General features: G+C 64.6%; 8 protein-coding genes. 2 read left to right on the plus strand and 6 right to left on the minus strand.

Features of this window, described 5'->3' with window-relative positions; genetic code table 11:
• A partial coding sequence (locus tag A5634_RS14635; RefSeq protein ID WP_065144769.1) for an acyl-CoA dehydrogenase family protein occupies positions 1–1,278 on the plus strand: 1,278 nt, incomplete at its 5' end.
• On the opposite strand, the gene A5634_RS14640 is transcribed toward A5634_RS14635, so the two are convergent.
• From A5634_RS14640 to A5634_RS14655, 4 genes are read right to left on the minus strand one after another with little or no spacing between them, the layout of a single operon-like run.
• The gene (locus tag A5634_RS14640) at positions 1,275–2,231 is read right to left on the minus strand and encodes a phosphotransferase family protein (protein WP_065144770.1); all 957 of its coding nucleotides are present in this window, start codon (positions 2,229–2,231) and stop codon (positions 1,275–1,277) included. The genes A5634_RS14635 and A5634_RS14640 overlap by 4 nt on opposite strands.
• Positions 2,219–3,004 (minus strand): SDR family NAD(P)-dependent oxidoreductase, encoded by a 786-nt coding sequence (locus A5634_RS14645; protein ID WP_065144776.1) that lies wholly within the window; start codon positions 3,002–3,004, stop codon positions 2,219–2,221. Before A5634_RS14645 ends, A5634_RS14640 begins: the two co-directional genes overlap by 13 nt.
• The gene (locus A5634_RS28245; RefSeq protein WP_065144771.1) at positions 3,001–3,297 is read right to left on the minus strand and encodes a ferredoxin; all 297 of its coding nucleotides are present in this window, start codon (positions 3,295–3,297) and stop codon (positions 3,001–3,003) included. Before A5634_RS28245 ends, A5634_RS14645 begins: the two co-directional genes overlap by 4 nt.
• 3 nt (positions 3,298–3,300) lie before the next feature.
• Positions 3,301–4,578, minus strand: coding sequence for an NADH-ubiquinone oxidoreductase-F iron-sulfur binding region domain-containing protein (locus A5634_RS14655; protein WP_065144772.1), 1,278 nt, complete (start codon positions 4,576–4,578; stop codon positions 3,301–3,303).
• 37 nt (positions 4,579–4,615) lie between these two features.
• Between A5634_RS14655 and A5634_RS14660 the strand changes: the two genes are divergently transcribed.
• Positions 4,616–5,089 carry a hypothetical protein gene (locus A5634_RS14660; protein ID WP_065144773.1) on the plus strand — a complete coding sequence of 158 codons (474 nt, stop codon included), beginning with the start codon at positions 4,616–4,618 and terminating at the stop codon, positions 5,087–5,089.
• Positions 5,090–5,094: 5 nt separating this feature from the next.
• On the opposite strand, the gene A5634_RS14665 is transcribed toward A5634_RS14660, so the two are convergent.
• Both A5634_RS14665 and A5634_RS14670 read right to left on the minus strand, forming a co-directional pair.
• The gene (locus tag A5634_RS14665) at positions 5,095–5,961 is read right to left on the minus strand and encodes an alpha/beta fold hydrolase (protein WP_065144774.1); all 867 of its coding nucleotides are present in this window, start codon (positions 5,959–5,961) and stop codon (positions 5,095–5,097) included.
• Between the two features lie 17 nt (positions 5,962–5,978).
• Entirely contained in the window at positions 5,979–6,389 is a 411-nt protein-coding gene (locus tag A5634_RS14670) for a Rieske (2Fe-2S) protein (RefSeq protein ID WP_065144775.1), read from the minus strand.
• Positions 6,390–6,480: the final 91 nt, after the last annotated feature.

Genomic DNA, 6,480 nt, shown 5'->3' on the forward strand with positions numbered 1-6,480 from the left:
ACCGATCCGGAATGGGCGGCCCAACTCGACTGGGTGGACCAATTCGTTCGCTCCGAGTGCGAGCCGGTCGATCTGCTGGTCAAGGAATCCCATGACCTCAACGACCCGGTTCGTCAGGCACTGATCCCGCCACTGCAGAAGATCGTCAAAGAGCGCGGCCTGTGGGCCACTCACCTCGGGCCGCACCTGGGCGGACCAGGGTACGGGCAGCTGAAGCTGGCACTGCTCAACGAAATACTCGGCCGCTCAGAATGCGCCCCCATTGTCTTCGGCTCCCAGGCACCGGATTCGGGCAACAGTGAGATCCTGGCCCATTACGGCACAACGGAACTCAAGAAGCGCTATCTCGAACCGCTGCTCGACAACCGGATCGTGTCGTGCTTTTCGATGACCGAACCGCAGGGCGGTGCCGACCCGAAGGTGTTCACGACATCGGCGGTGCAGGACGGCGACGACTGGGTCATCAACGGGGAGAAGTGGTTTTCGTCCTTCGCCTCGATGGCGTCCTTCCTGATCGTCATGGCAGTCACGGATCCCGAAGCCCCTCCCTACGAACGTCATTCGATGTTCGTGGTCCCCGGTGAAACGGCAGGCATCCGTGTATTGCGAGACGTAGGCCTGGGCTACCAGCCGCTAGGCGGCGGGCGTGAGGGATATGTGCGGTACGAGAATGTCCGGGTCCCAGCCGAGAACATGCTCGGCCCGCGAGGCGGGGCGTTCGTGGTCGCGCAGACCCGGCTGGGTGGCGGGCGCATCCATCACGCTATGCGCACGGTGGGACTGGTGCGCCGTATTTTCGACATGCTCTGTGAGCGTGCCGTTTCCCGCCGCACCCAGGGGCAGATGCTGGGAGACAAGCAGCTCGTGCAGGAGATGGTTGCCGACTCGTGGATGGAGATCGAGGCGTTCCGGCTATTGACGCTGCAGACCGCATGGAAGATCGATCAGCACAACGATTACAAGGCGGTTCGCGCCGACATCTCCGCGGTGAAGGCGATGATGCAGAAGGTCTTGCACGACGTGTCGGCGCGCGCTCTGCAACTGCATGGCTCGTTGGGCACCACGCACGAGATGCCTTTCGTGCAACACCTGGTGGAGTCGTTCGTGCTCGGGTTGGCCGACGGACCAACGGAAGTGCACAAGACGGTGCTGGCCCGGCTGCTACTCAAAGATCGCAAGCCGGCTCCGGATCTGTTTCCTTCCGAGCACTTGCTGCGGCTGCGAGAGGCCGCCGAGCGCAAGTATGCCGCGCAGCTCGCGGACATCCCACGCACCTAGCCCAGCAACTGTAGGGCCCGTGACAGCAAGTGCGGCAAGGTATCCGACATCGACTCCAAGTCGGGGTCAGGAGCGCTGCGCCGTCGATTGTGTTTGACGATCAGCGCCCAGGTCGCCACCGACTTGAAACAGGCCAACGCCTGAAACCAGCCGAGATCGGGCGCCCTAACCCCCAGTGCCGCTTGATAAATCGACGCCAATTCGTCGACATCGGGAGTGTTACCCACATAGGGTGTGGCGCGCCGGTAAGTGCGTGGATCGCTGTTGATCAGAAACCAACCCACGTCCACCCTCGGGTCACCGACCGACCAGATTTCCCAGTCGACCACGGCGGTGATCGTGTCTTCGACGGCCAGCAGATTGCCCAGGCGGAAGTCACCGTGTATCAAAGCGTGCGGCAGCGGGGCGGGTACCGAATTGGTCAGTGCCCGACTGACATCGCGCCACCCTGGTGCCAGCGCGGCATCCACCGTCTCCAGCGCTCGACACCACCGCTCGACCTCGGCATCGGCGGCAACACCCGGTTCGCGTTCCAGCCCGAGTGCCGTCAACGGGATGCGGTGGAGCTGTGCCATAACGGCCGCTGCCCGCCGAAAGCGTTCGGCTACAACAGCAGTCGCCGCCGCGCCATCGCTATCGAACAGGGGTTCCAGCGAGCTGCCGTCGACCCAGGACATCACGAACAGCGGCGGCACCCCCGGTGGGTCTCCGGTGTCTTCGCGTAACACCTCGGGAACGGGAACCGGTGTGGGGCCGAGTGCCTTGATGATTCGGCACTGGCGCAACACGTCGCGATGTCCGGTCGGTGCGATGCCGGCCGGAGCCACCTTGACCACCACCCGCCGGCCGGCAAGTTGTCCGGCGTAGGTAAGGCTTGAGGCTCCGCCGACCAGCGGATGCAGGTCCTCGATACAGAGGCGGTCGCGCACCTCATCGAGTGTCAGGTCGGCCACCCGAGTTCGCTGAGGAAAGTTTGAGTGTGCGCGATGCGGCCGGTCATGACTTTCGGATCACCGGTGCACAATTCGAGTGCGGTCTGGGTGATAAGCCCGATGTCTTCGGTGTCGGTTTTGGCCAGATCCAAACTGCCCGCCCCCGGCGTAGCGACCGGCTTTGACGGGGCGGCCGCGTTGACAGCTATACCGTCGTCATACAGTTCGGCCGCAAGGCTTTTGGTGAGCCTGTTCAGTGCGGCTTTCACGGTGCCGTAGATCCCGAATCCCGCGCTGCGATCGAATTCGTCGAATGGCGGCCCAGCCGGCAGATCACCACCGACCGAAGTCACGTTCAGCACCCAGCCCCGCCCGCGTTCCCGCATCGCGGGAATGGCCAACTGGGCGAGGTGCAGTGGCGCAACGACGTGCATCTCCATCATCAGGCGCACCCGACGCTCCGGGAACCCGTCGAGTGGGCGCAGAAACGTGACGGCCGCGTTGTTGACGAGGATGTCGGGCGCGCCGATGCGTTCGACGACTTCGGCGAACAAACGTTGGCGGTCTTCGGCCTGGGAAAGGTCGGCCTGCACCGCGATTGCCGAGCCGCCCTCCGCGGTGATCTCAGCCAACGTTTCGGTAAGCGAGCCTTGGTATTTCGGGTCGGGGTCCAGGGTGCGTGCGGTCAATGCCACGGTGGCACCTTCGGCGGCCAGGCGTTGCGCAATCGCCTTTCCCAGGCCTCTGCTGCTGCCGGTAACCAGCGCCGTGCGCCCGGCGCACCGATCCGTCAACGGGTGAATCCCCACTGAGCTTCGTTGTCCTCGGTTTTGACGTGTGCGGCCGGATCGTCTTCGTCGTGCAATGCGGGGTGCGGGACGCTTGGTCTGGGGTCGCCGATCTCGGTGATGGCGTGCACGGGGCAATCCAACAGCGCCCGCATGACTGGATCGTGGTCTTTCTCATCGACGTTGCCGTCACCGACCAGCGACGCGTATCCCCAGTCGTCGAGGGAGAAATAGCCCGGTGCATGCTTGGCGCACAGCCCGAAACCATCGCAGATGGTGCGGTCCAGACGGATTTTCATTTCTCAGCTCACCGCCGGTGTGACTTCGAAGGGACGGTCGGCGCGGAATGCGTCACGTCTGCAGACCGGACAGGTCCCGGCGAGATGGTCGGCGACCTCGTCGGGGAACTGGTCGAGCAGCGTCGCTGCCACGTTAGTTGCGGCGTCCAGTGTGCCGCAGGCGCCGCGGCCGCGCAGCACCACCGACCAACGGCGCAGCCGGTCGACATCCTCGGACGTCGCGACGGCGTCGCGCAGCGCCCCGGCCGCGGCGGCCATTGCCGCCGTCCCGTTGAAGCACGACCCGCATTGGCCGGCGTTTTCCCGGTCGAAGTACGCCGCCACTGACGCCGCGACGGCGACCGGGCATTCGTCGGTGATCAGCGAGATGGCGCCACAGCCCAATCCGCTGCCGATGCCGCGGATCGTCTCGTGGTCCAGGGTGGTTTCGAGCACGCGGCGGTTGACCAATCCGGCGAAATAACCGCCCATCAGCACACCGCGCACCCGGTCCGGTGAAACACCGTGCAGGGCAAGGAGTTCAACGAAGGGCAGACCGTGCGGCAGTTCGTAGAGAACGGCCGGCAGGCCGGCGCCGGTGATGGTGGCCAGGAAGGTGCCCGGCGATTGCGCCGTCCCGTGCGAGCGAAACGCGGCGGCACCGTTTTGCTGAATGTAGGCCAGGTTGGCCAGCGTTTCGACGTTGCTCACCAGGGTGGGACGGTCGCCGACTCCGGCTTCGTAGGGCCGCGGCGGTTTGTCCGTGGGTTTGGCTGGCCCGCCGTTGATGGCCTGCACCGCGGCGGTCTCTTCGCCGGCCACGTAACCCGCTTGTACCGAGCACAATTCGATCTGCTCCCCGTCGGAGCCGAGTTCGCTCATGGCGGCTTCGACGCTGCGTGCCGAGTCCGGATCGGAGACCAAGACACAGGTGCGGTCGGCGGCCACCACCGCGGCGGCCAATCGCAGTCCGTCCAACACCAGGTGTGGCCGGTTGCGCAGCAACCACCGGTCCTTGACCGAAGTCGGTTCGCCCTCTTCGCCGTTCGCAACGACGACCGCCCCACCGTCCCGCGCGTTGGCGCGTACCGCGGCTAGCTTCACGCTCAGCGGAAAGGCCGCGCCGCCGCGGCCAAGCAGTCCGCTGGCGTCTACCTCGGCGAGCAACTCCTTGGCATCGGTGAGCGGACGGTAGCCGCCCCGTTGCCGATATGCCTCCAGGTCCTCACGGTCCTGCGTCAGCAGCCGCGGTGAGCCGCCGGGCCAGATCCCGGTGCTGATCGCGATGTCGGCGGTGGTCATGGGCTAGCCCCCTATCCCGGCGGTTAGGCTTGCCCGCATGCGGACTGCGGTAGTGCGCGTCAACGTCGACCCGACCGGTGCGCTGTCGCCGGCGCGGTTAGGCGAGGGCATGGCAACGCTCCTGGGACTTGCTGGTGGGGTCGGTGCCGACGTGGTGGCGATCGACCTTGCCGGCCGGCCGGCGAGTCGGCGCGAAGTTGAACTGCTCATCACCGGTGACGATGTCGACGCCACGCAGAAAGTTGCAATCAGAATGTGCACCAAAGCATTTGGAGGAGAACCGCAGGCCGGCGTGGTCACCTTCATCAGCCGGGGGACCGACGACGACGCTCATGGCGTGTTGTCGGGGTTCGGGATCAGCGGCGATGTCATGCGAAAGCCGGGCGAGGACGGCTATGACATCGTCTACGTCACCCTGCGCGAAGCCGACCTTGATCGCGTCCCGGAAAGTCGGATCCACACCGCGCTCGAGGCCTCGCTCAACTGCGAGGTCCACATCCGCACTGATTGAACGCATCAGCTATCCAGAAATTTCAGTATTGCGGGTGCGGCCTGCACCCAGGTGTCGAACATGTTGAAATGGGTGACCCGGCCCGCCGCGCGGTCTTCTGAGGCGCGCTCCCAGGCATCCTCCGGCCACGGCGGATCGATCAGCTTCGATCCCTTGATCAAGCAACTGACTTCCAACGATGTGCGCTTCGGATGATCCATGTCGTTTTCGCCGCCGCGGATGATCAACGTGGGAACCTGTATGCGGTCGAACATTTCGTCCTCGACACCCGGAATCGTCTGGCCCGGTTTGGAAACGAACGCGTTGAGCCAGCGCAACATAACCTTGAGGAAATCGCCGGAGTCGAAGTCCAGGAAGCGTTGTTTGTTGGCCGGGTTCTGTTCGATGCGCTCGCGCCACTCCGAAACCTTGATCACGCCGTCCATTCCGGTGCCGCGCACCGCGAGGATGCTCGGGATGATGTAGAACGAGCCCAGCACGAAGCTGCCGTAGATGCCACCGACAATGTTCCACACGACCAGTTTGGTGACCAGTTCCGGATAGAGCATCGTGGTGAGCATGGAATCCCTTGCGCCGCCTGAGCCTCCGGCGAGGATGCACCGCTGGAAACCCAACCCGGTGACCAGTTTGTACAGCGTCTCCGCGCGCATGTGGGACTCACTCTGCCCGTAGAACTGCACGTCGCTGGCGCCACAGTTGGGGCGGTCCCACAGCAGCACGCGGTAGCCGCCGTCGACGAGCGCCTCGGCCAGCGGACGCAAGCCGTCGATGTCCTTACTGAACCGGCCGCCAGGCGTCAGCGCAATGAGATCGCCTGACTCACCGAGGATTTCGTAGACTACGTTGCCACCGTTGACCTCGATCGAAGACACTCGACTCTCCTGTAGCGTCACGCCTGCACCAACACGTCGTTGCCGATCACCCGGACCGGGTAGGTACGGATGCTCCACTCGGGTTTGACCGCGGTGGTTCCTGTCGCCAATTCGAAACCCCACTGATGCCAGGGGCAGTAGATGTATTCGAGATCCCGCACCATGATGGCGTCGCCGGCGGCACTCTCGTCGACCACTGTGCGGCCCCGCGCGCGGCCCGAGCACAGCGGACCACCTTGGTGCGGACAGTAATTCGCGATCGCGTAGAAGGTGCCGTTGACGTTGTAGACGCCCACGCCGTGTCTGCCGATCGGCACCAATTTGTGCGAACCCGGGGGGATTTCGTCCACCGTCGCGACGACGTGTTCGCGGCCCTGGGCGAGGCGAGCCTGGGCCCGCTTTTCGGTGGCCCCTGTTTCTTCTGCCAATTCAGTGGACCCGGGTCTGACCCTCGAGCACCGGAACCGTCTCCGGTAGGTGATAGGTGGCGATGCCGTTTTTGAACATCACCGCTTCCCG

The sequence above is a fragment of the Mycobacterium asiaticum genome (genome assembly GCF_001673365.1).
In the GTDB taxonomy this organism is placed as follows: domain Bacteria; phylum Actinomycetota; class Actinomycetes; order Mycobacteriales; family Mycobacteriaceae; genus Mycobacterium; species Mycobacterium asiaticum_A.

Coding starts and splice junctions, on each gene's coding strand:
- A5634_RS28245 (WP_065144771.1), bottom strand. CDS start 3,297: ATGAAAATCCGTCTGGACCGCACCATCTGCGATGGTTTCGGGCTGTGC.
- A5634_RS14655 (WP_065144772.1), bottom strand. CDS start 4,578: ATGACCACCGCCGACATCGCGATCAGCACCGGGATCTGGCCCGGCGGC.
- A5634_RS14660 (WP_065144773.1), top strand. CDS start 4,616: ATGCGGACTGCGGTAGTGCGCGTCAACGTCGACCCGACCGGTGCGCTG.